This is a genomic window from Paractinoplanes toevensis, assembly GCF_018332695.1.
Taxonomy (GTDB): Bacteria; Actinomycetota; Actinomycetes; order Mycobacteriales; family Micromonosporaceae; genus Actinoplanes; species Actinoplanes toevensis.
The window spans coordinates 80331-100969 of record NZ_BOQN01000002.1 but is presented as its reverse complement, the minus strand read 5'-3'; the positions used below and the strand labels follow the sequence as shown (position 1 = coordinate 100969).

Here is a 20639-nt window from a genome sequence, read left to right as displayed (position 1 = left end):
GGGGCGGGGCGCGGCGCGGCGCGGCGGGGCGGGGCGGCGGGAGGTCTGAGCGCGGGGTGGCCGGGCCGGGTCGCTGCCGGGCCGGCCGCGGTCGTGGGTGGGTGGTGGGCCGGCCTGGCTGTCAGGCGGCTGACTCGCTGTGGATTGTGGTGCGGCGCCTGCCGGAGATGTACAGGTAGAGCGCGGCGGCCGCCAGGAGTAGGCCGGCGGAGCCCAGGCCGATCAGTAACCCGGTCGGCATGCCGCCGGCGGTGGAGTCGGGCGGCGGTGGGGCGGCCGCTGCCGATGTCGCCGGCTCGGCGGTGGGGGAGAGGGTGGCTGGGGCGGACGGCTGGGCGGGGTCGGCGACGGTGAAGGTGTAGGCGCCCTGCACCGTGTGGCCGTCTGTGGACACCACGCGGTAGGCGACCGTGTAGGTGCCGTTGGTCAGCGCCTCGCTCAGCGTCAGCGTGCCGGTCGCCCGATCGATGGCCGGGGGAGCGGCCGGGATCCGTTGCCTCGCCGCGTTGCTGACGACGATGGTGGTGAAGTCCGGGTTGAGGCGCTGGCTGAAGGTCAGCGCGACGGCGGTGGGCGCCTTGGTCAGGGCGGCGTCCTTGGCCGGCACCGATGAGACCAGCGCGGTGTGTGCCCACGCCGGGGCGCCCGGCAGCAGCACGACCACCAGCGCCACCACGGCCACCAGTGCTCTCCGGACACCGGACACCGGCCGGCCCGCTGCGGCTATGACAACAGGCCGGCGCCGATCCAGCTGCCCTCGGTGCAGCCGGGCGGGATGGCGAACACGGCGGAGCCGATCGGTGTGATCCATTCGTTCAGCAGGTCCTTGTCGGCTAGGCGTTGCTGGATGGGGACGTACTGGCGGGCTATGTCCCGTTGGTAGGAGGCGAAGATCAGGCCCGCGTCGGGGAGGCCGGCGGCGTTGGGTGCGTCGTCGTAGTTGTACGGGCGGCGCAGGATCTTCTGGGTGGGGTCTTCCACGCGGGCGCGGGTTACGTGGGAGAAGTCCGGCATGGCCGGCAGGCCCGACTGGTCCACTGTGGTGAAGTCGGGCTTGTCGTGCTCCTCGTGGCCGCTCAGGGGCGCACCTGACGTCAGGCGGCGGCCTACCGCGTTCTCCTTGTCCGAGACCGACAGCATGTCCCACTTCTCGATCTCGGCGCGGATCCGCCGCACCACCAGCGTGGTGGAGCCGTCCTCGTTCCACACCGCCGGGTCGATCTCGGGGCCGCGCGGGTTGGCGGTGCCGTCCAGTTGGCCCAGCACGTTGCGCTGAGTGTGGTCGGGTGCCTGGACGCCGGGGCTGCGCCGGAAACCTTGCTGCACCCAGCGGATCGCGGCGAACGGGCGGGCGTCCTTGATCAGCATTCGCTGGGTGTGTGCGACCGTCAGCGGGTCGTCGGCGCAGATCTGCAGCAGCAGGTCGCCGCCGGACCAGCGGCGCTCGAGCCGGTCGATGCGGAACTTCGGCAGGTCGGCGATGGGCGCCGGCCGGCCGGCGGCGCGGTACAGGCCCGGCCCGAACCCGAACGTCACGGTCAGCCGGGCCGGCAGCGCGGCCAGGGTGGCGTCGGTGTCGCCGAGCGCCGGCTCGCCCTGGGTGAGCCGGGCCGCGTCGTCGGAGAGCAACCGCAGCATCCGACCGAGGGCGCGCCGGTCGGTGCCGGCGGCCAGGGTGAACGCCACGAACGCGGCGTGCGCCGGCGGATCCTCGGCCACCCCGGCCTGCCTCGGGCCGTGGAACGCGACGGCAGCCGTACCCGTCGGGAAGGTTTGGGGTTGGGTGACCGCGACCGGAACCGGCGTCTCCTGGCCGGTTGCCGCGACCGTGCCGGCGCCGGCCGCGGCGCCGAGGCCGGCCACCGCGGCCCCGGTGAGCAGGCGCCGCCGGCTCACCGGGGAAGGGCGGGCGGTCATGGCGCGGCGCTGCCCATCGGTGCCATCGACATGCCGGGGTCGTAGCTCTCGCCCGCGCCGGCGTACGGCTTGGCGATCGCGGTGAACGGTACGGTCGTGCCGTCGCCCAGTTTCAGGGTGAAGCTGACCTCGTCGCCGGCCTCGATGGCCCGGGCCGGGTTCATCAGCATCAGGTGGTCGCCGCCGGGGGAGAGCTCGTGCGTGCCGTTCGCCTTGATCACGAAGCCGCCCTCCTTGGGCTGCATGACCATCTTGCCGTCCTTCATGGTCATCTCGTGCAGCTCCATCGGTGAGGCCGGCGACTCGGCCGCCGCGACCGTGATGTCGGCGCCCGTGTCGTTGACCAGCACCCCGAACGCCGCCGTCATGGTGCCGGCCGGTGCCGCCTTGACCCACGGGTCGCGGATGGTCAGGGCGGCGGCGGGGGAGGGTGCGGGACTCGGCGTACTCCCGGCGGCGGAATCGTCGCCGCAGCCGGCCAGACCGAGGGTGACCAGGAGCCCGGCCGTGGCCGCGAGACGAGTAAGCGTATTTTTCATGACATCCACTTCTATAGCCGGACCTTCAGTTCATTGGTCCCGCGGAGTCGCCGAAAAGTTCCCGCTCCTTTTCGATAGTCGTCAAGACGGCCGTCCGGGTTCCCGGGCTTCGTCGGTGGCCGCCGCGGCCAGGAAGGCGTTGTAGCGGGCCAACTCGTCGTCCTCGCCGGTCGCGTCGGCGCGGTCGGCCGCCCGGTCCAGGCGGGCCTGCTCGCGCTCGTCGGAGCGGATCCACTGGCGCACCAGCACCAGCATCACCACGGCGGCCGGCAGCTCGCCGAGCGCCCACGCCAGGCCGGCGCCGAGCCGCTGATCCGCCAGCAGGGACGAGGCCCAGGCCGGGTGCACGGCCGGGTACCAGTCGGCGGCGATGACGGTCGTCGACTGCAGCAGCACGAACCCGAAGAACGCGTGCGCCGCCATGGCCAGGAAGTGCACGACCGTCAGCAGGGCCGGATGGACCCGGCGGCGGCCCGGGTCGGCGCCGATGAGCACCCAGAACAGGAGGTAGCCGGCGAGGACGAAGTGGACCAGCATGGCCAGGTGCCCGAGGTGGTAGCGCATCAGAGTGCCGAGCAGCCCACCCAGGTACAGCCCGTACAGGCTCACGACGTAGATCCCGAGCGCGACGAGCGGATTGCCGATCAGGCGCAGCCCCCGGCTGTGCAGCACCACCAGCAGCCACTCGCGCGCCCCGCGCACCTGCGGATCGGCCGGCCGGCGCAGCGCCCGCAACGCGAGCGTCACGGGCGCGCCGCCGACCAGCAGGATCGGCACCACCATCGACAACACCATGTGCTGCACCATGTGCACGCTGAACAGCACGTACGCGTACCGGGCCACGCCGAGCCCGGTGATCGCGCCGAGCAACAGCAGCCCGCCCACCCAGGACGCGGTGCGGGCGACCGGCCAGTCGTGCCCGGCGCGGCGCATCCGCACCACCCCGGCGAGGTAGGCGGCGATCCCGACCGCGACCGCGGTGAGCAGGAACAGGTCCGGGAGCGGATCGCCGACCATCCGGGCGGCGGTCGGCGGACCGGGCTGCCCGAAGCCCAGCAGTTCCACCAGCGGATCCGGCGTGGCGGCGGCCGGCGGGGTGGGGCTGCGCGACAGCGCCACCGCGAGCCCGACCGCGGCACCGAGAACGAGCAGCTCACCGGCGGCCAGCCGGAGGAATGCCCGGGGCCGGCCGGCGCGCAGGCCGGGCAGGGTGCGGCCGCGGTGCGCGGCCCCGATCACCCCGACCAGGACCAGGGCAAAGACCTTGAGGAGTACGAGGGTGCCGTAGCGGGTGCTCCACAGCGCCGGCCAGGCACCCAGCCGCACCGCCGCGTTGACCACCCCGCTCACCGCCGTGGCCACGAAGCAGGCCAGCGCGAGACGGCTGTAGCGGTCGGCGGTGTCGGCGAACCGGCGATGCCGGCGCACCAGCAACAGCCCGGCCAGCCCGCCCAGCCACAGCGACGCCGCGAGCACGTGCACCGCGAGGCTGCTCACCGCGATCTGATGGTTGCCGGCCCCGGCCGCGTGCCCGGTGAAGGCCGGCGGCAGCAGCGCCACCATCGCGAGCCCCGCGGTGACCGCGGCCGTGCCCCGCCCCGGCCCGGCCCGGCTGAGGACGGCCACCGCGAGGGCGAGCCCGGCCTGCAGCACCAAGGCCTGCCCCTGGTTGACCGAGAACGCGAAGCTCAGCAGCGGTTCCCGGCCCAGCCTCGCGACCGGCATCCCCAGCAGGTCGGAGACGGCGAACGCAACCAGGACGAGGCTGGTCGCGGCCCACAGCAGCGCCAGCCAGGTGGTGCGGCGCAGCAGCCGCCACCCGTGCGCGGCCACGCTGCGGCCGTCCCCCGGCAGCAGGAACGCCGCGGTGACGGTGATCCCGGCGGTGAGCACACCGAGCACGTCGGCCAGCATGGTCAGGACCGGCAGGGCCCACTCGGTGAGGGCACCGGGCTCGGGTATCCCCGGCAGCACGGCGTCATCCACCGCCCCGCCGAACAGCAGTCCCCCGACGAGGACCGCGACACCCGTACCCGTAGCCGCCGTCACCAGCGACGGCGCTTTCATCGCAGCACGCACCCTGCCCAAGTCGGTCCGCGCGGCCCGGTGGTTCCCGGGGGTGAACTTTTCCGCTCGCCGCCGCGTACCTCCGGGCGTGACCGACGCCGACCCCCTGGCCGCCTTGGCGTACGCGGCCGGGCGTGGTGACCGGGACGCGCTCACCGACCTGATCCGGCTCACCCAGCGGGACGTCCAGCGTTTCCTGTCCCCGCTGACGTCGCCGGCCGAGGTGGAGGATCTCGCCCAGGAGACCTATCTGCGGGCGGTGGGCGCGCTGCCACGCTTCGCCGGCCGCTCGTCGGTGCGCACCTGGCTGTTCGCGATCGCCCGCCGGGTCGCGGCCGACCACGTCCGGTACGCGACCCGCCGCCCCCGCACGGCGCCCTTGCCGGACGCGGAGGTGCCGTCGTCGGCGTCGTCCCGTTTCGAGGAGCAGCACGCCCTGACCGACCTGATCCGCGGCCTCGCCCCGGACCGCCGGGAGGCGTTCCTGCTGACCCAGGTGGCCGGCCTGTCGTACGCCGAGGCGGCCGAGATCTGCGACTGCCCGGTCGGCACCATCCGGTCCCGGATAGCCCGGGCCCGCGAGGACCTGGTGGCCGCCATGCGCGTCCAGGAGTCCCGCAACGCCGGTTGACGGCTCGCTGTCTGTCGAGGGAAACCGTCATGTCCGTCTTGTCGGATAGGTGGAAGCGGGGCCACCCATTTGACGATCTTCGATATAGCTTTCCTTCGGGCCTCGAGCGAGGTCCCTCACGGGGAGGACTGCTATGTCATTCAAGGTTCGATGGCGCGTGCGGAAAGCAATGGCTTTCGCGCTGCTGATGGTCGCCATGGTCGCGGGTTTCGCCGCGCCGGCTCAGGCGGACGACCCGCCGCCGTACGGCGCCCTCTACACGGACGCTTACTACTTCGGTTCCATCAACGCGAACCGGCCCGGCACCATCCTGCTGTCCGAGACGTGCCTCGCCGGCTGCTACAACTACCAGCGCTGGCACTCGCTCGGCGCCGGGAAGAGCCCGTCCGGACACTCGATCATCAAGCTCCAGAGCTACCTGACCAACCAGTGCATCAGCAGCCATGCCTCGACCGCCGGCGGAACCGCCTACTCGAGCGCCTGCAGCAGTCACTACGAGAACTGGGAGGTGTACCCGGTCTCGCACAACGGCGGAACCTTCTACGTGTTCAAGAGCTGGGGTGCCTGGGTTCACCAGGGACTGCACCTGTGCCTCCAGGCCAACGGCAACCCGGCGTACGTCCGGATGGAGCCCTGCGACACGGGCAACAACCGGCAGCGCTGGGGCTGAGCCCGGCGGTCCGGCGGCGCGGGGTTGCCCGTGCTGCCGGACCACCTGTTGTCCCGGCGGTCAGAAGTCGTCGTCGAAACTCACCGTTCCGGTCACCCCCATCTGGTACGCCGAGACACGGCGTTCGAAGAAGTTGGACAGCTCCTGGACGTCCTGCAACTCCATGAAGGCGAACGGGTTCTTGCTGTGGTACATCGGCTCGATGCCGAGCACGGCCAGCCGGCGGTCGGCGACGTGTTGCAGGTACTCCCGCATGTCGGCCAGGGACATTCCGGAGACGCCCTGGTCGAGCAGGTCGGCGGCGAACTGCACCTCGCACTCGACGGCTTCCGCGAGCATGTCCCGGACCTGCTGTTCCAGGTCGGCGTCGAACAGGTCCGGTTCCTCCTTGCGCACCTGGTCGACCACGTCGAAGGCGAACGCCATGTGCATCGACTCGTCGCGGAACACCCAGTTGGTGCCGCTCGCCAGGCCGTGCAGCAGGCCGCGGGAACGCAGGAAGTAGACGTACGCGAAGGCGCCGTAGAAGAACAGCCCCTCGATGCACGCCGCGAAGCAGATCAGGTTGAGCAGGAAGGCCCGCCGATCCTCCCGCGTCTTCAGCAGCCGCACCTCGAACAGCGAGTCGATCCACTTGAAGCAGAACTCGGCCTTACCGGCGATCGACGGAATGTTGTCGACCGCCGAGAACGCCGCCGCCCGCTCGTCGAGATCGGGCACGTAGGTGTCCAGCAGGTTCAGATAGAACTGGACGTGCACGGCCTCCTCGAACAGTTGCCGGGAGAGGTAGAGCCGGCCCTCCGGCGAGTTCACGTGCTGATAGAGATTGAGCACCAGGTTGTTCGCGACGATCGTGTCGCCGGTGGCGAAGAACGCGACGAGCCGCGACACCAGGTGCCGCTCGGCCGGCGAGAGCCGGTTCAGGTCGGCCAGGTCGGAGTGCAGATCGACCTCCTCGACCGTCCAGGTGTTCTTGATCGCGTCCTTGTAGCGGTCGAAGAAGTGCGGGTACTTCATCGGCCGCAGGGTCAGGTCCATTCCGGGATCGAGCAGCATTACTGGCAGGCCTCACAGGATTCGGGGTTCTCCAGGGAACAGGTGACCGCCTCGATCGGCACCGTTGCCTGCTGGATACGTGTCGCGGGGCGCGAACGCAGGTAGTAGGTCGTCTTCAGGCCGGCCTTCCAGGCGTACAGGTACATCGAGGAGAGCTTGCCGATGGTGGGTGCGCTCAGGAACAGGTTCAGCGACTGGGACTGGTCGATGTACGGCGCGCGGGCGGCGGCCAGATCGATCAGCGCTTTCTGCGGCAGTTCCCAGGCGGTGCGGAACACCTCGCGAACCTCGGCGGGCAGTTCGGCGATGCCCTGCACGGAACCCTCCGCGCGCTTGATCTGCTCGCGGACCGGTGCGGTCCACAGGCCGCGCGCCTTCAACTCCCGTACCAGATAGGTGTTGATCTGGATAAATTCGCCGGACATCGTCTCGCGCTTGAACAGGTTGGACACCTGCGGCTCGATGCACTCGTAGCAACCGGCGATGGACGCGATGGTCGCGGTCGGCGCGATGGCGATCAGCAGCGAATTCCGGAGGCCGTGGATCTCCAGGCTCTTACGCAGCGCCGCCCACCGCTCGGTCTGCTCCGCGGTCGCGCCCCACAACTCGTGGTGCAGGTCGCCGCCGGCCGCCCGGGTCTCGGCAAAGGCCGGGTGCGGGCCGAACTGCTCCGCCAGCCGCACCGAGCTCTCCAGCGCGGTCAGGAAGATCTCTTCCTGTACGCGGGTGGACAGTTCTTTCGCCTCGGCCGAGTCGAACGGCAGCCCCAGCGTGAAGAACGCGTCCTGCAGGCCCATCAGCCCGAGCCCGACCGGGCGCCACCGCGGATTCGAGGCCGCCGCCTGCGCCGACGGGTAGTAGTTGATGTCGATCACCCGGTCCAGGAAGACGACCGCGGTGCGGACCGTCTCGCGCAGCTTCGCCCAGTCCACGCCGCCGTCCGCGGTGACGTGCGCGCCGAGGTTGATCGACCCGAGGTTGCAGACGGCCGTCTCCTCGTCCGAGTTGACCTCGAGGATCTCGGTGCACAGGTTCGACAGGTGGATGGTGTTGCCGGGCGCGCCGGTCTGGTTGGACAGCCGGTTCGACGGGTCCTTGAACGTCATCCAGCCGTTGCCGGTCTGCGCCAGGGTGCGCATCATCCGCCCGTACAGGTCGCGGGCCTTGACGGTTTTGACGGCCTTCTTCTCGGCCCGGCGGTAGGCCTCGTCGAACGCGTCGCCGTAGAGGTCGGGCAGGTCCGGTGCGTCCGACGGGTCGATCAGCGACCAGTCGCCGTCGGCCTCGACCCGGCGCATGAACTCGTCCGGGATCCAGTTGGCCAGGTTGAGGTTGTGGGTGCGCCGGGAGTCCTCGCCGGTGTTGTCCCGCAGCTCCAGGAACTCCTCGATGTCCGGGTGCCACGGCTCCAGGTAGACGCAGGCCGCGCCCTTGCGCCGGCCGCCCTGGTTGACCGCGGCGACGCCCGCGTCGAGCGTCTTCAGGAACGGGACGATGCCGTTGGACTTGCCGTTGGTGCCGCGGATCAGGGCTCCCCGTCCCCGGATCCGCGACCACGAGATGCCGATGCCGCCGGAGAACTTGGACAGCTTCGCGACCTGGTGGTAACGCTCGTAGATCGAGTCCAGCTCGTCCCGGGGCGAGTCGACCAGGAAGCACGACGACATCTGGGTGTGCCGGGTGCCCGAGTTGAACAGGGTCGGTGAGCTGGGCAGATAGGCGAGCGACGACATGAGCCGGTAGAAGCCGATCGCCTCGGCCGGCGTCTCGCTCAGTCCACAGGCGACCCGCAGCAGCCAGTACTGCGGTGTCTCCACGACCAGCCGGGACTGCGGGTGCCGCAGCAGGTAGCGGTCGGCGACGGTACGCAGCCCGAAGTATTCGAACCTCTTGTCCCCGTTGGGGTCGACGGCGTCATCCAGCTTGCGGGCGTTGCGCGCCACGAAAGCGGCCGTGTCGTCGCCGATCAGTCCCTGCTGGTGGGCGTAGCGGATGGACTGGCTGAAGGACGCCACGCCCTGCTGGCGGACCTCCTTCTCGACGTACGCGGCGAGCAGCCGGGCCGCCAGCCTCGAGTATTGCGGCTCCTCGCCGATCAGCTCGGCCGATGTCTGGATCGAGAGTTTGTCCAGCTCGGACGTGGTAGCGCCGTCGTAGAGCCCGCTGATCGTCCTGGTCGCCACCCGGAGCGGGTCCACCTCGTCGAGGTCGTCCACCCACCGCTCGACGGCCTTCACGATCTTGTTGACGTCGACGATCTCCAGATCGCCGTCGCGCTTGCGCACCTGCATCACGTGCCGACGCTGCTCCGGCACGGACTGTGTCACCGTCATGTGTCCCCCTCGCCACTGGGAAAGCGCGCAGGAGGACGCCAACTGACGGCGTCGGCCGTCCCACGCGGCCTTCGACCGCCGCGCACCGGTCGGCACGCGGCGCGCTGGCAGGTCTTCGGACTCGCGGGCGTCGCACTCGTTCCTACTGGCCGTCGCTTCCCAGGCTCCGCGGAGCCCAGTGCTTCATGACGGCGGTCGTTCCCACTTACCGCTGCGGGGCAGTCCCGGAATCACACCGGGTTCCCTGTTGCCTCGGCCGCCTTCCGGCGGTCGAACCAGCTGCGATCAACACCATATATGGGTACGGGTCTGAATGGAAACCACTAGATATCGTGTCGGCGTGTCGGTGATCCCCGGTTACCGGGCCGCCTGGGTCAGATACAGCGCGGCGAGCGCGGTGGCCAGGCCGCCGAGCAGCAGTCGGAGGGCCCGCTCGGGCAGGCGCGGTTGCAGCCGGGCCCCGAGGTAACCGCCCAGGAGGCCACCGGCGCCGCAGAGCAGCCCGAGTGTCCAGTGTGGGGCGATGTCGCCGCCGGTGGTCAGGGCGAGCAAGCCGTAGGTGACCGCGCCGGCGATGGAGTTCAGGAAGGTGCAGGCCAGCGCGGCCGGCGCGATGGTCGCCATCGGGACGCCGCGGCCGGCCAGGATCGGGCCGAGCAGCGAGCCGCCGCCGATGCCGTAGATGCCGCCCACGGTGCCGACAGCGACGCCCAGCACGAGGGTCGCCCGCCGGGACAGCGGCCGGCGATCGGGAATGCCGGGACGCAGCGCTCGGACGATCAGCCAGAGCCCGAGCGGGAGCAGGACCACGGCGACGATCAGCCGGAAGACCCGCGGGCCGGGCACCGCGAACACCCGCAGGCAGGCGCCGAGCACGATGCCCGGCAGGGTGCCGGCCAGCAGCAGCCGGGTCAGCGGCCCGGTCAATTGGCCGGACCGCCGGTAGCGGATCAGGGCACCCGGCCCGGAGACGACGTTGAAGAGCAGGTTGGTCGGGGTGACCGCGGGGCTGGGCACGTGCAGCAGGCTGAGCTGCACCGGCAGCAGGAAGACCGCGCCGGACACCCCGGCCGGCGTGGTGATCAGCGAGATCAGCAGGCCGACGACGAACCCGGCCGCACCGGTCTGCCACGTCACCCGACGATTATGCCCACCTGACCCAACCGGCCGGTTCGTCACTCGAGGCGCGATGGCTACCAGAACGTGTGACCCCGGGTCCGGCGCACCCCCGCGCGCCTAGCCTGGCCGTATGTCGTACGTTGCCGCAAGAGACGGTCGGCGGCGCCGGAGCGCCGCCGACCGTGCCCCCGTCGTTCCCGCTCAACTCGCCGACCTGCACGGCCACAGCGTGGGTCTCCTCGAGGTGCCGCATCACATGATCACCGGGCGCCGGAGCCGGCGCCGGTTCAACCTCGACGACCCGGCCGAGCAGCGCACCGCCTACCAGACCGTGCTGTGCCAGGCCGCCGACTGCTGCGAGGTCAACGACCTGCTCAACCCGGGCGTGCTGCGCCGGCTCTGGCGCAGCCTGCACCTGCCGCAGCGGGTCCGGGAGGCGTGGGAGGCCCGCCATCCGGATCTGTCCCGGCCCACGACCTCCGACGATGTGGCGGTCGACGCGGCCGCGGTGGTCACCGCCGCCCGGGTCGGTGGCGACGCCGACGGTTTCCGGCGCCGGTCCCGCCCCGGCGTGGCGGTCCGGGTCCGCAGCCTGACCGGCGCCCAGATGATCGCCGCGCGCACCGCCTCGGCCCGCTGACCCACGACCCTTCAGTGGCGGGCCCGCCCGCAGCGGGCGCGCGGAGGGTGAGTTCCGCCCGGCCGAAACCGTGCGGCGGGGACTGCTCCCGCCCGCGTACGAAAAAAGGTCAGGCAGTGCGGACCAATTCGGCGGCCTTGGCGATGGTGGCCCGGTCGTAGTTGAAGTACGGGCGCAGTGGCTCCGGCGCCGCGGTGCGGCCCCACTGGTAGATGAGCCGCTGGGTCTCCATCGACCCGTCGTGCCAGCGGCGCAGCACGTCGTGCAGGTTCAGCGGGGACGGTGACGCCTCGCCGTCGCCGAGGATCCAGGCCAGCTCCGGCACGGCGTCGGTGGGCGACAGCTCACCCCGCTTGACCCGCAGCATGACCTCGAAGCACGCCTCGAACTGCTCCTGGGCGCTGGGCAGGTCGGGGCAGAACGAGCCGGGCACGGCGCCCTGGTGCAGCCGCTCCAGCAGCGCCGGCTCGTTGGTTTCCAGGTACTGGTAGTAGGTGCCGGCTACCCGGATCACGCCCAGGTTCCACGCCAAATACCACATCTTCGACCAGGCCCGCCACAGGTCGAAGTCGCGGAACGCGATGTACGACCCGGCGATCAGCTTGTCGTTGTTGTCGAGGATGTTCTGGTTGAGCGTCTCGATGTAGTCGAAGCGGGCGGCCGAGTAGTCGCCGTCCGCCCGGGCCGCCAGGAACCGCGGCACGAACGCCTCGATGACCGCCATGGTGTTCGCCATGCCCCGGCTGAACAGGGCGTCGATCGCCCCGGCCGCGTGGCTCATCAGCACCCACCGGTCGCCGACCGTGCGCGACGAGGAGAACTGGGTGCGGCCGGTGGAGATCCAGCGGAACGCCGACGTGGCCCCCTTGAACTGCCGGGCGATCGCCGGGAACCGGTCGAGGAAATCGGTCCACTCCTGCTCCGGGGTGACGCCCTCGGGCTTGGGGAACTTGTCGACGTCCAGGCTGAGGCCGACGCTGACCAGGTCGGACTCGCTGCCCTCGCGGTTGTCGAACGGGATGACCCAGAGCCAGCCGCCGTCGAACAGGTGGTGCAGGGTGCCCTCGTGCCAGAGGTTGGGCTGGCCGCTGGACTCCTCCACCGAGTCGTACGGCACGACGCCGCGCATGTGCGTGAAGATGGTCCGTGAGTTGGTCTCGAACCGGCACGGCTCCTCGCGCAGCCCGAACGCGTCGGCCAGCACCGAGGTGCGCCCGGTGGCGTCGATGACGTAGTCGCTGCGGAAGGTCTCGCCGCTGTCGAGCACGACGACGGCCTCGTCCGCCCCGATGTCGACCGACCGGACGCGAACGCCCTCGCGCGCGATCGCGCCATATTTCTTGCAGGCCTCGAAGAGGTACTGGTCGATGTCGGCGCGCATCAGGTGCGACTCCGGGCCGTACGGGCCCTCGGAGACGCTGCACTGGGTGACCTCGAACGGATCGTGGTCGACGCCCGCGGTGTGGTACACGAAGCCGAAGTTGGTCTTGATGCCGCACCGGCGGCTGGCGTGCTCGGCGATGCCGCCGCTGGTCGACACGTGGGCCAGCTCCGGTACGTCGTAACGGGCGGCCAGCAGGCGCAGCAGGAACGAGGTCTCGCCGATGGTGGACTCGCCCAGGGCGAACCGCGGGTGTTTCGCCGCGTCCACGATGGCCACCGAGACTCCGAGCTTCGCGAGGATGGCGGCCACGGTGCTGCCACCGATGCCGCTGCCGAGGACGGTTACGTCGACGCGGGTGTCCATGATTGATCCTTCCGGTTCACAGTTTGCCTGCCCTTTCGCTCTATCCGCGAGAGCAGCGGGCCGGTCGCCAGGGTGGTGAGCACCGCATTGATCACCAGAACGGTGTAGAGCGTGGTGGTGAGCAGGCCGGCGGCCGCGCCCACGCTGAGCACGACGAGCTCGGTCAGGCCGCGGGTGCTCAGCAGCACGCCGAGGGTCAGCGAGTCGCGGCCGTCCATGCCGGTGAGGCGGGCCGGCCCGGCCGCCCCGGCGATCTTGCCGATCATCGAGACCGCCACCGCCGCGACCAGCACCGCGGTGTCCCGCCACCCCATCGCGGCGACGTCGACGCCCATGCCGGCCACCACGAAGAAGGCGGGCAGCAGCAGCCCGCTGCTCAGGTCGGCGGCCCGGGTGGTGATCAGGTCGATGACGGACTCGACCCGGGGCAGGGCGAGGCCGAGGATGAACGGGCCGAAGATGCTGTGCAGGCCGATGCTCTCGGTGAACCAGGCGGCCAGCACCGCGGCCACCAGCACCGCGATCAGCAGGGCCCGGGGCGAGATGCGGTCGAGGGCGCCACGCCGTTGCAGGGTGGCCAGCGCGGGCCGCACCACCAGCAGCATGATCAGGACGAACGCGGCGACCAGGGCCAGCATCACCCACGGCCGGTGGCTGCCCTGGCCGGCCAGCGCGACCACGGCCGCCAGGGCCAGCCACGCCGCCACGTCGATCAACGCGGCGCAGGCCAGGGCGATGCCGGCCATCCGGGTGCCGGACATGCCCCGGTCCCGCAGGATGCGGGCCAGCACCGGGAACGCGGTGATCGCCACCGCCACCCCGACGAACAGCAGGAACGGCGTGCGGCCGGCCGGCACCTCGTACCACGGCCAGATGACCACCGCGAGCAGCAGGCCGAGCAGGAACGGCAGCAGGGTCGCGCCCAGTGCGACCGCCCCGACGGTGCCGGCCCGCCGGCCCAGCGTCGCGGTCTCCACCTCGAGGCCGACCACCAGCATGAAGATGACCAGGCCGAGCTGGGCGAGCATGGTCAGGTAGGGCTTCGCGTCGTCCGGCAGCAGCAGATCGCTGACCTGCGGCGCGAACAGGCCGAGCAGCGACGGCCCGGCGCAGATGCCGGCCACGATCTCGCCGACCACCGGCGGTTGCCCGGCCCGTTCGAAGAGGAACCCGCCGAGGCGGGCCAGGGCCACGACAAAGGCCAGACTCAGCAGTACGTGCGACAGCACCTCGCTGGTCACGACTACGACGCCCGCCGGCGCCCGGCGACCTCGTGCGAGTACTCCACCCCCGCTTTCGCCTGCGCGGCGGCCATCGTCCGGCGGGTTCGGCCGTCGGTCTGCAGCTCCGCCTCGTAGGCCGCGAGCCGTGGCCAGGTCGCCGCGGTGAAGTAGGGAATCACCCGGCGGGCGAACAGTTCCAGGGACCGGCGGGTGGCGTACGGGTCGGCGATGTCGGACTGTTCGATGAGGAACGTGCCGAAGCCCCCGCTGAGCTCCCACATCTTCTCGATGTGCGCGATCGCCTGCTCGGGGGTGCCGATGACCGCGGTGCCGGTGGTGGTGAGGACGTCCACGATCGCGTCCGGGTCGTCCAGGTCGACCGGCACGTTCATCGGCAGGATCTGCCGGATGTATTTCGTGTAGGCGGTCAGGCCGTAGCGGACCTCGGCCCGGGCCTGCTCCTCGGTGTCGGCGATGTGCATCAGGCTCATCACCGACCACCGGTTGCGGTCGAACCGGTGACCCGCCTGCTTGGCTTCCTCCTCGGCGATGCCGGCCGCGGTCTTCAGCGGGTTTTCCGAGCCGGTGCCGAGCGAGGCGGACGCGCCGAACGAGACCATGCCGGCCCCGAACCGGCCGGCCAGCCGTGGCCCGGCCGGCGACTTGAACGCGGCGACCCGGATGTCGAACGGCCAGCGGTAGGGGCGCAGGTGCAGGGCGGCGTTGTCCAGCTCGAACCAGTCGGTCTTGCGGGTGACCGGCCCGTCGTACCGCAGCATCGCGGTGATCGCCTCGAGCGACTCCTCCATCATCCGGCGCGCCTGCATCGGATCGTGGCCGATCATGGTGGCGTCCAGCGTCAGCGCGCCCGAGCCGACCCCGAAGATCAGCCGCCCGCGGGTCAGGTGATCGAGCTGGATGATGCGGTCGAGCAGCATGAACGGGTGGTGGTAGGAGAGCGTCGACACGCCGGTGCCGAGCCGGATGCGCCGGGTGCGCTGGGCCGCCGCCGCGATCATCAGCTCGGGCGCGGCGATGATCTGCCAGCCGCCGGAGTGGTGCTCACCGAACCAGAACTCGTCGTAGCCCAATTGGTCGCAGTGCTCGGCCAGTGCGAGATCCCCCTCGAGCTGGAGGGTCGGATCTTCGGCCGGGTGATGGAACGGAAACAGCAACGCACCGAATTTCATGACACGCCCCCCGCGGGTCCCGGTCTTCGGATCATCGCAGTCCGGCGCAACTACGCCAATCGTGGATGTCTATGCCGGTCGAAATGCGGTGAAAGTTAGACTGTGATCCGCATCACTATGATCGAAGTGTCCAGGGACCGCCAGGAAGACTTTCAAAGCTGGCATCACGCGAGGCCCGGGGCGTAACGTCCGAGAAACTCGTCGTGAATGGAAGGATCCGTTGACCTCGATCTTTGGGACGGCGCCCGGGGCGTTCTCCGACCTCGAGGTGATCTCGCAGCTCGGGCGTGGCGCCGAGACTGTCGTCTATCGTGTCCGCCGGCACGGCGACGAGTACACATTGAAGGTCCTGACCTCGCCTGATGCGGGTAAGGCCCTCGCCACGGTCCGGCGGGAAGCCGCCCTGCTCGGCTGCGTCGGCCACCCGCTGCTGCCCAAGATCTTCGAGGTCGGCGAGACCGCCGCCGGCCCCTACCTGATCCTTGAGTACATCGACGGCTCCCCGTTGTCGCACCGGCTGCGCCAGGCGCGCCTGGACGAACCGGCCGCCGTCCGGCTCGCCATCGACCTGGCCGGGCCGCTGGCCGCCGCCCACCGGGCCGGCCTGGTGCACCGGGACGTCAAGCCGGACAACGTGATCATGGAGCCGTCCGGCACCGGTCGCCTCATCGACTTCGGACTGGCCGCCCGCCGCGGCGCCCCGGACGACCGGGTCGCCGGCACGCTGCTCTACAGCGCCCCGGAGCAGACCGGCATGCTCAAGCGCCCGGTCGACGGCCGCTCCGACCTCTACGCCCTGGGTGTGCTGCTGCACGAGTGCGTCACCGGCCAGGTTCCCTACCAGGCCAAGGACGCCGGCGAGCTGATCCGGCTGCACGCCACCGCCCCGGTCCCGGACGCCCGCGACCTGCGGCCCGACCTGTCACCCACGATGGCCGCGATCATCGCCACCCTGATGGCCAAGGACCCGGACGACCGCTACCAGAGCGGCGAGAGCCTGCTGAACGACCTGCGCCGGCTGGCCGACGACCCGGGCACCCGGTTCCCGGTGGCGGCCGACCAGCGGACCGTCCAGCCGATCGGTCCGCAGCGCCTGGTCGGCCGGGACCAGGAGGTGATTGCCCTGGCCCACCGCTGGCTGCGGGCCCGGGACGGCGGCGGCGGAGCGGCCGTGGTCGAGGGCCCGGCCGGTGCCGGCAAGACCCGGCTGGTGCGGGAGCTGACCAACGCCGTCGTGGTGGACGGCGACCTCGTCCTGTACGGCAAGTGCGTCCCCGACGACCCGGTGCCGCTGGCGCCGCTGCGGGGCGCCGTGGAGCGGTACCTGAAGACGGTGGAACGGCTGCCGCCGGCCGAGCGCGACGACGCCGTCCAGCGGCTGACCCGGGCGGCCGGCCGGGGTGGCCCGCTGCTGCGGACGCTGTCGCCGCTGCTGGCCGATCTGGTGCAGGCGCCCGAGATCGGCGAGCTTAACCACCACGAGCAGTTCGTCAACGCCGTCGCCGCGTTCCTCATCGGGCTGGCCGACGAGTTCCAGGGCGCCGTCCTGCACATCGACGACGTGCAGTGGCTCGACGGCCCGACCCGGCGGGTGCTGCGGCACGTGACCAGCCGGCTGACCGGCACTCCGCTGCTGGTCATCGCGACCAGCCGGGACGACGCCGCCAGCTCGGCCGCGCTGGACCGGTTCGGCATCGACATGGACGCCACCCTGGACACCCGGATCCCGCTCGGGCCGCTCGACTCCGACGCGGTGATCGAGCTGGTCACCGAGCACCTGGGCGCGGTCCGGCTGCCCGCCGAGCAGATCGGCGAGCTGGCCGTCCGGGCCGGCGGCAACCCGTTCACCATCGGCGAGTACGTCCGGGCTGTCTTCGACGCCGGGCTGGTCACGCCGTCCTGGAGCGGCTGGCGGCTCGATCAGTCCGGGCTGGACCGCCTCGAGCCGTCCGGCGACGCGATCGAGCTGGTGCTGCAGCGCATCGACACCCTCGGCGTGCAGAGCCGGCAGTTGCTGGCGGCCGGCGCGGCCGGCGGGCGGTACTTCCCGACCGAGCTGGTGGCGCAGGTCTGCGACATCGATCCGCGGCAGGCCCGCGCCCTGCTCACCGAGGCCGAGTCGCGGCGGTTGGTGACCGCGGCCGGACCGGACGCGTTCCGCTTCCTGCACGACCGGATCCGGGAGGCACTGCTCGCCGCCCTGGACGTCGCGTCGCTGCGCCGGTTGCACCAGCGCATCGCCGAGGTCCTCGAGGTGGTGGCGCCCGACGATCGCCGTTACGTCTATTCGATCGCCCGGCACTACGCGCTCGGCGAGACCGAACGGCGGCCGCACCGGGTCTACCTCAGCGGGTTCGCCGCCGGCCGGCTGGCCCTGGCTGAGCACGCGCCGGCCGAGGCCCGCGAGTTCCTCCAGGTCGCCGCGAGCGCGGCCACCGCGGCCGGGGTCACCCCGCAACCCGACTTCCTGCTCGCCCTCGGCACCAGCTGCGCGCGGTCCGGCCGGTTCGCCGAGGCGCTGCGCCACCTGGACGGCGCCCTCAACGGCGAACCGGACCGGCTGCGCCGGGCCGAGATCCTGGCCCAGGTGGCCCTGGTGCACAACAGCGCGTGGAACCCGGACAAGGCGTTCGAGGCGGTCCGCCGCGGACTCGCCGAGGTGGGCGCGCCCCTGCCGAACGGCAAGTTCGCGATCGTGCTGAGCACGGTCTGGTCGATGCTGGTCGGCCTGCTCGTCGGCCGCACCCGGCTGGGCTTCGGCTCGGCCCGCGGCCGCGCCCGCTACCGCTTCCGGGTGCAGGCCGTGCTGTGCGACACCGCCACCTTCGCGCTGTCCATGCGGATGCGCCGGGCGATGCGCGCGACCATGAGTTTCCGCGCGATCTACCCGATCAACCGGCTCGGGCCGGGCCGCGAGTACGCCCAGCACATGGCCGGCCTCGGGGTGATCGCCGACGTGGCCGGCCGGGCGAAACTCGCCACCAGCCTGTTCGACCGGGCCGCCGCGGTGGCCGCCGACATCGGCGACCCGGAACTGGTCGGCTACGTCGAGTGGAAGCGCGGCGCCGGCAGCCACCTGGGCGGCCGCGACGACGAGGGGCAGGTGTGGAGCCGGGTCCTGATCGAGCACGAGCGGTGGCTGGAGCTCGGCGACTACCTGACCGGCGTGTCCACGGTCAGCATGCAGTACTTCAAGCGTGGCTGCACCGCCGAGGCCGAGGCCTGGTACCAACGCGGCCGGGCCCGGCTGGGTCCGGGCGCGCAGGCCGAGGGGTCCGCGATCAGCGCGGTCGGCGTCGTGCTCGCCGCGCAGCGCGGCCGGCCCGAGGAGGCGGCCGCCAAGCTCGAGACGATGCAGCGCTTCCAGAGCGCCAACCCGGACAACCCGATGCAACAGATCAATGTGTACGGGGCCCGGATCGTGGCACTGGTCGAGGAGAGCGAGCTCGGCGAGCCGTTCGAGCGGTGCACCGCCGAGTTCGCCGCGCTCGGCCTGAAGCCCCAGGCCATGGTTCCCGAGCAACGGGTCTACTACGTCTTCGAGGCGCTCGGCCGGCTCACCCGGTGTCATCAGGGCGGATCCGACCGGGCGGCGGCCGGGGCCGCGGTGGCCCGGCTGGCGACGATGGCCGACACCAAGCCGCTGCGGGCCTGGCACCTGGTCACCCGGGCCGACCTGGAGGTGCTGGCCGGCCGCCCGGGCGACGCGCTCCGCACCCTGTCCGCGGCCGAGGCCGAGCTGGTGCCGCTGGACGCGCCGCTGATCGGATATGAGGCGGCCCGGGTGCGGGCCCGCGCCCTGGGCGCTCTCGACCAGCCCGCCCCGGCCGCGCACCACGCCAAGCTCGCCCAGATGATCGCCATCGACCAGCGGTGGCCGCAGCGGGTCCGCTGGATCACCGACGAGTTCCGGATCGACGAGCTCACCTCGACCAACCCGGGCACGATCACCACCACGACCAACCACAGCGCGGAACCGCACAACCCCACCCGCTACCAGCGCCGCCTGGAGGCGTTGCAGCAGGTCAGCCTGGCCTCGGCGACGGTGCTGGACCCGAGCGCGCTGGCCCGGGTGGCACTCGACGAGACGCTGCGGATCATGGGCGCCGAGCGGGCGTTCCTGTTCCTGCTCGACCGCGAGCGCAACCAGCTCGTGCCGCACGTGGGCCGGGACGGCCAGGGCAACGACATCCGGGAGCTGACCGGGTACAGCTCGACCCTGGTCGACCGGGTGCGGCGCTCGGGGGAGCCGCTGGTGGTCACCGGCAGCGAGGAGGGCGTGGCCCTCGGGTCGCAGAGTGTGCAGGTCCACGGCCTGCGCAGCATCCTGATCGCCCCGCTCCAGCTGGACGGCCGGTTGCGCGGCGTGGTCTACCTGGACAGCCGGGTCGCCAAGGGCGTGTTCACCGCCGACGACGTCGACATCCTGAAGGCCATCACCAACCACATCGCGGTGTCGCTGGAGACCGCCCGGGCCGCGCAGCTCGAGGTCGCCGTGCAGACCGCCCGCCGGCAGCGCGACGTGGCCGAGACGCTGCGCGCGGCGATGGCCGACCAGAGCTCGTCGCTGGACCCCGACGAGGTGATGGAACGCCTGCTCACCAGCCTGGCCGGCACCCTGCGCGGTGACACCGCCGCGCTGCTGACCTGGGTGGACTCCGACCGGCTGACGGTCGCCGCCACCTACGGCGTGACCGCGCCGGTGGGCACCGGGGTGCATCCGGTGCCGCGCGAGCTGTTCGAGCTGACCGGCCCGCGGGTGCGCACGGTGTTCCCGGGGGACCGGCCGCCGTTCGCCGGCGTGCTCGGTGCCGTGCGCTGCTGGTGGGCGATCCCGGCGGTGCAGCGCGGCGAGCCGTTCGGCGTCCTGCTGGTGGGGGCGACCGCCGAGGACGTGATGACCGAGGCGCAGATCCAGATGGCCGCGGCCATCGCCGGTCAGGGCATGACCGCGTACGAGAACGCCCGCCTGTTCAGCCAGGTGCGGGCGATGGCCACCATCGACGGTCTGACCGGCCTGTTCAACCGCAACCACTTCTTCGCCGAGGCCGAGCGGCAGCTGGCCGCCGCCCGCCGGGACCGGCGGCCGATCGCGGCCGTCATGGTCGACATCGACCACTTCAAACGGATCAATGACACGTACGGGCACCCGGTCGGCGACGAGGTGATCCGGGCGGTGGCCGCGCGGCTGAACGGGGCGCTGGCCGGCGTCGACGTGGTGGGCCGGTACGGCGGCGAGGAGTTCGCGGTCGTCACCACCCAGACCCCGGCGGTGGAGCTGGCCGAGCGGTTGCACCGCACGGTGTCCGGCGAGCCGATCCCGACCACGGCCGGCCTGCTGCCGGTCACCATCAGCGTCGGGGTGGCCGCGCTGGACGGCGGCGACCAGGACCTGCGGCAGCTGCTCGCGCACGCCGACGGGGCGCTTTACCAGGCCAAGCGGTCCGGCCGCGACCGCGTCTGCACGCACGGCTGACGCTTTTGCCCGGAAGGGCAGCAATCCGGCA

At 71.6% G+C, this 20639-nt stretch carries 14 protein-coding genes and 1 riboswitch; of the genes, 4 read left to right on the top strand and 10 right to left on the bottom strand.

The window, feature by feature from the left end:
• Positions 1-121: 121 nt before the first annotated feature.
• The 4 genes from Ato02nite_RS01120 to Ato02nite_RS01105 all read right to left on the bottom strand — a co-directional run bounded on the left by Ato02nite_RS01120 (position 122) and on the right by Ato02nite_RS01105 (position 4523).
• Complete coding sequence (locus tag Ato02nite_RS01120) at positions 122-685, bottom strand: copper resistance CopC family protein (RefSeq protein ID WP_438873002.1); 564 nt, start codon at positions 683-685, stop codon at positions 122-124.
• A gap of 38 nt (positions 686-723) precedes the next feature.
• Positions 724-1917 carry a Dyp-type peroxidase gene (locus Ato02nite_RS01115; protein ID WP_213004410.1) on the bottom strand — a complete coding sequence of 398 codons (1194 nt, stop codon included), beginning with the start codon at positions 1915-1917 and terminating at the stop codon, positions 724-726.
• A complete protein-coding gene (locus Ato02nite_RS01110; protein ID WP_213004409.1) occupies positions 1914-2456 on the bottom strand; it encodes a copper chaperone PCu(A)C in 543 nt (180 codons plus the stop codon). The genes Ato02nite_RS01115 and Ato02nite_RS01110 overlap by 4 nt, the downstream gene beginning before the upstream one ends.
• A gap of 81 nt (positions 2457-2537) precedes the next feature.
• Entirely contained in the window at positions 2538-4523 is a 1986-nt protein-coding gene (locus tag Ato02nite_RS01105) for a bifunctional copper resistance protein CopD/cytochrome c oxidase assembly protein (RefSeq protein ID WP_213004408.1), read from the bottom strand.
• A gap of 88 nt (positions 4524-4611) precedes the next feature.
• On the opposite strand from Ato02nite_RS01105, the gene Ato02nite_RS01100 reads away from it, so the two are divergent.
• Together Ato02nite_RS01100 and Ato02nite_RS01095 are read left to right on the top strand one after the other, a co-directional pair.
• A complete protein-coding gene (locus Ato02nite_RS01100; protein WP_213004407.1) occupies positions 4612-5154 on the top strand; it encodes a sigma-70 family RNA polymerase sigma factor in 543 nt (180 codons plus the stop codon).
• A 157-nt stretch (positions 5155-5311) separates the two neighbouring features.
• Positions 5312-5824, top strand: coding sequence for a ricin-type beta-trefoil lectin domain protein (locus tag Ato02nite_RS01095; RefSeq protein ID WP_213004406.1), 513 nt, complete (start codon positions 5312-5314; stop codon positions 5822-5824).
• Between the two features lie 60 nt (positions 5825-5884).
• Here Ato02nite_RS01095 and Ato02nite_RS01090 read toward each other — a convergent pair whose 3' ends face one another.
• The 3 genes from Ato02nite_RS01090 to Ato02nite_RS01080 all read right to left on the bottom strand — a co-directional run bounded on the left by Ato02nite_RS01090 (position 5885) and on the right by Ato02nite_RS01080 (position 10350).
• Entirely contained in the window at positions 5885-6880 is a 996-nt protein-coding gene (locus Ato02nite_RS01090) for a ribonucleotide-diphosphate reductase subunit beta (protein WP_213004405.1), read from the bottom strand.
• Positions 6880-9213, bottom strand: coding sequence for a ribonucleoside-diphosphate reductase subunit alpha (locus tag Ato02nite_RS01085; protein ID WP_213004404.1), 2334 nt, complete (start codon positions 9211-9213; stop codon positions 6880-6882). Before Ato02nite_RS01085 ends, Ato02nite_RS01090 begins: the two co-directional genes overlap by 1 nt.
• Before the next feature lie 89 nt (positions 9214-9302).
• A riboswitch (cobalamin riboswitch) is annotated at positions 9303-9508 on the bottom strand.
• A gap of 62 nt (positions 9509-9570) precedes the next feature.
• Positions 9571-10350 carry a sulfite exporter TauE/SafE family protein gene (locus Ato02nite_RS01080; protein ID WP_213004403.1) on the bottom strand — a complete coding sequence of 260 codons (780 nt, stop codon included), beginning with the start codon at positions 10348-10350 and terminating at the stop codon, positions 9571-9573.
• 112 nt (positions 10351-10462) lie between these two features.
• On the opposite strand from Ato02nite_RS01080, the gene Ato02nite_RS01075 reads away from it, so the two are divergent.
• The gene (locus tag Ato02nite_RS01075; RefSeq protein ID WP_213004402.1) at positions 10463-10972 is read left to right on the top strand and encodes a hypothetical protein; all 510 of its coding nucleotides are present in this window, start codon (positions 10463-10465) and stop codon (positions 10970-10972) included.
• A 109-nt stretch (positions 10973-11081) separates the two neighbouring features.
• On the opposite strand, the gene Ato02nite_RS01070 is transcribed toward Ato02nite_RS01075, so the two are convergent.
• The 3 genes from Ato02nite_RS01070 to Ato02nite_RS01060 are packed head-to-tail and all read right to left on the bottom strand — an operon-like array spanning position 11082 to position 15132.
• Positions 11082-12719 (bottom strand): NAD(P)/FAD-dependent oxidoreductase, encoded by a 1638-nt coding sequence (locus Ato02nite_RS01070; RefSeq protein ID WP_213004401.1) that lies wholly within the window; start codon positions 12717-12719, stop codon positions 11082-11084.
• Positions 12698-13960: a cation:proton antiporter gene (locus tag Ato02nite_RS01065; RefSeq protein ID WP_213004400.1), complete on the bottom strand. Its 1263-nt coding sequence runs from the start codon at positions 13958-13960 to the stop codon at positions 12698-12700. The genes Ato02nite_RS01070 and Ato02nite_RS01065 overlap by 22 nt, the downstream gene beginning before the upstream one ends.
• 2 nt (positions 13961-13962) lie before the next feature.
• Positions 13963-15132, bottom strand: a complete 1170-nt coding sequence (locus tag Ato02nite_RS01060) for an LLM class flavin-dependent oxidoreductase (protein ID WP_213004399.1) — start codon at positions 15130-15132, stop codon at positions 13963-13965.
• A 220-nt stretch (positions 15133-15352) separates the two neighbouring features.
• Here Ato02nite_RS01060 and Ato02nite_RS01055 point away from each other — a divergent pair, with 220 nt between their 5' ends.
• Positions 15353-20608 carry a diguanylate cyclase gene (locus Ato02nite_RS01055; RefSeq protein WP_213004398.1) on the top strand — a complete coding sequence of 1752 codons (5256 nt, stop codon included), beginning with the start codon at positions 15353-15355 and terminating at the stop codon, positions 20606-20608.
• Positions 20609-20639: the final 31 nt, after the last annotated feature.

Bases quoted from the DNA above. Each gene is read 5' to 3' on its own strand.
- Ato02nite_RS01115 (WP_213004410.1), bottom strand. From the start codon at position 1,917: ATGACCGCCCGCCCTTCCCCGGTGAGCCGGCGGCGCCTGCTCACCGGG.
- Ato02nite_RS01090 (WP_213004405.1), bottom strand. From the start codon at position 6,880: ATGCTGCTCGATCCCGGAATGGACCTGACCCTGCGGCCGATGAAGTAC.
- Ato02nite_RS01075 (WP_213004402.1), top strand. From the start codon at position 10,463: ATGTCGTACGTTGCCGCAAGAGACGGTCGGCGGCGCCGGAGCGCCGCC.
- Ato02nite_RS01105 (WP_213004408.1), bottom strand. From the start codon at position 4,523: ATGAAAGCGCCGTCGCTGGTGACGGCGGCTACGGGTACGGGTGTCGCG.
- Ato02nite_RS01085 (WP_213004404.1), bottom strand. From the start codon at position 9,213: ATGACGGTGACACAGTCCGTGCCGGAGCAGCGTCGGCACGTGATGCAG.
- Ato02nite_RS01070 (WP_213004401.1), bottom strand. From the start codon at position 12,719: ATGGACACCCGCGTCGACGTAACCGTCCTCGGCAGCGGCATCGGTGGC.
- Ato02nite_RS01060 (WP_213004399.1), bottom strand. From the start codon at position 15,132: ATGAAATTCGGTGCGTTGCTGTTTCCGTTCCATCACCCGGCCGAAGAT.
- Ato02nite_RS01110 (WP_213004409.1), bottom strand. From the start codon at position 2,456: ATGAAAAATACGCTTACTCGTCTCGCGGCCACGGCCGGGCTCCTGGTC.